Here is a 2,354-nt window from a genome sequence, read left to right on the forward strand (position 1 = left end):
GACCTCGTAGCCGGGCTCGACGGTGAGCAGCGCGGCGACCGAGCCGAGCAGGCCCGGCAGCTCGTGGGACGCGCCGAGCAGCGCGCCCGCGCCGTCCTTGCGCTTGAGCCCCATGGACAGCGCCTCGACGCGCGCCTTCTCGGACGCGATCTCGCGCTCGGCCGCGCGTTCGGCCTTGACCAGCTCTTCGACGCGCGCCTTGGCCGCGTTGTTGGCCTCGACCGCGCGGTCGTGGCGGTCCATCAGGCCGGCGTCGTCGGACTCCTCGACGCCGCCCTCGGCCTTGGCCATCTCGAGTTCTTCGACGGCGATTTCGGCGCGCTCGGCGGCCTCTTCGAGGGAGACGCTGAGGCGGTCGATCTCGTCGGAGGTGGCGCCGTTCTTGCTGCGCAGCGCCTCGACCTGGCCGGTCAGCTTCGCCATGCCCTCGCGGCGGTCGGCGATGGCGCGGACGGCGGCCCAGTGCGCGCGCTCGGCGGCCTGGACGCGCTGTTCGAGGTCTTCGCGGCGCAGCACGGTCTCGGCGAGCAGCTCCCGGGCCTCCATGACGGCCTCGTTGAGCTCCTCTTCCTGCTCGGCGACCCGCTCGGCCTCCTCCAGGAGCTCCTCGGGGTCGCGGCCGCCGGTCGACGTCGAGACGTCGGCGGAGAGGTGGCGCTGCCGCTCGATGGCGAGGCGGACGGTGCCGCGGAGGCGTTCGGCCAGCGCGGAAAGCTTGTACCAGGTCTCCTGCGCGGTCTGCAGGAGCGGCGCGTCCTCGGCGAGCGAAGCCTCCAGCTCGGCTTCTTCGGCGGAGACGATCTCGAGGTGCTGCTCGACCTCGGCGCGGCGCTGGCGGGCGGTGCGCTCGTCGGCCTCTTCGCGCGCGATCGCGTCGCGCTGGGTGACGAGGTCGTCGGCGAGCAGGCGCAGGCGGGAGTCGCGCAGCTCGGACTGGACGGACTGGGCCTTGCGGGCGATCTCGGCCTGCTTGCCCAGCGGCTTGAGCTGGCGGCGCAGCTCGGTCGTCAGGTCGCCGAGGCGGTCGAGGTTGCCCTGCATGTTGGCCAGCTTGCGCAGGGTCTGTTCCTTGCGCTTGCGGTGCTTGAGGACGCCGGCGGCCTCTTCGATGAAGGCGCGGCGCTCTTCGGGCTTGGACTCGAGGATCGCCGAGAGCTGGCCCTGCCCGACGATGACGTGCATCTCGCGGCCGATGCCGGAGTCCGACAGCAGTTCCTGGACGTCCATCAGGCGGCAGCGGTCGCCGTTGATCTCGTACTCGCTCGCGCCGTCGCGGAACATCCGGCGGGTGATCGAGACCTCGGAGTACTCGATGGGCAGCGCGCCGTCGGCGTTGTCGATGGTGAGGGTGACCTCGGCGCGGCCGAGCGGGGCGCGGCCCGCGGTGCCGGCGAAGATGACGTCCTCCATCTTGCCGCCGCGCAGATCCTTGGCGCCCTGGGTGCCCATGACCCAGCGCAGCGCGTCGAGCACGTTGGACTTGCCGGAGCCGTTCGGGCCGACCACGCAGGTGATGCCCGGCTCGAAGCGCAGCGTGGTGGCCGAAGCGAAGGACTTGAAGCCTTTGAGCGTCAGGCTTTTCAGGTGCACTGGGTGCTGACCCCTCTGGCTGCCGGTACTGGCGTTTCAATCGTCCCAGGCTACCTGGGGGCCTCCGGGGTCCGCCGGACGCGCCCCCTCGTCGGCGCGCCCTAGCACATCCGCAGTGGTCGCAGCAACCTCATGCGCCCCACCAGTCACCGCTCGACGAAGCCGTTCAGTCCCCCTTTCGGGGCGGACCAGCGCTCGGCGACGTGCTCCACACTTCCGGGTGATTCTCCCGACCGCAGCGCCGTCAGCAGCCGCTCACAGTGGTCACAGCTACCCTCCGCTATGACCTCGACACGGCCGTCGGCCAGGTTGCTGGCGCTCCCGACCAGGCCGAGTTCGAGTGCACGGCTGCGCGTCCACCAGCGGAAACCGACACCCTGGACCCGGCCGCGCACCCACGCCGTGAGGCGAGTGTTCGTTTCTTGCTCACTCATGCTTTTCCTCCCTTCCGGGTCAACCGACAGCGCACAGTAACGGATCAAGGCCACTACCTGGGCGAATACCCGCACGCCGGTGATAACCTCCCGGCCGAGGTCGCTCCCCCGCCGTCGGGCTTCACGCCCGTGGACCTCGCCCGCGCCTCCCCGAAATCCCCAAGGAGCCTGTATGCCCCGCCCCGACGGGCCGGATTCGAGCTCTCGGATCACCAGGATCGACACCGCGCCGCCCAAGAGCAGCAAACCGAACCGCACCGGGTACGTCGTGCTCGGGGTCGCCGGCCTGGTGGTCGCGACCGCGTTCGCCGCCGTCGCGGAGCTGGCGGG

Annotated in this window: 2 protein-coding genes; both read right to left on the reverse strand. The window is 71.0% G+C overall.

All coding sequences use genetic code 11. From position 1 onward, the window contains the following. Positions 1–1,590: AAA family ATPase (locus G3I65_RS54630; protein WP_160704342.1), on the reverse strand; the 1,590-nt coding region annotated here is incomplete at its 3' end. Positions 1,591–1,736: 146 nt separating this feature from the next. Next, complete coding sequence (locus tag G3I65_RS54635; protein WP_160704344.1) at positions 1,737–2,024, reverse strand: acylphosphatase; 288 nt, start codon at positions 2,022–2,024, stop codon at positions 1,737–1,739. Between the last annotated feature and the right edge of the window lie 330 nt (positions 2,025–2,354).

The sequence above is a fragment of the Amycolatopsis sp. SID8362 genome (assembly GCF_010550475.1).
In the GTDB taxonomy this organism is placed as follows: Bacteria; Actinomycetota; Actinomycetes; order Mycobacteriales; family Pseudonocardiaceae; genus Amycolatopsis; species Amycolatopsis eburnea.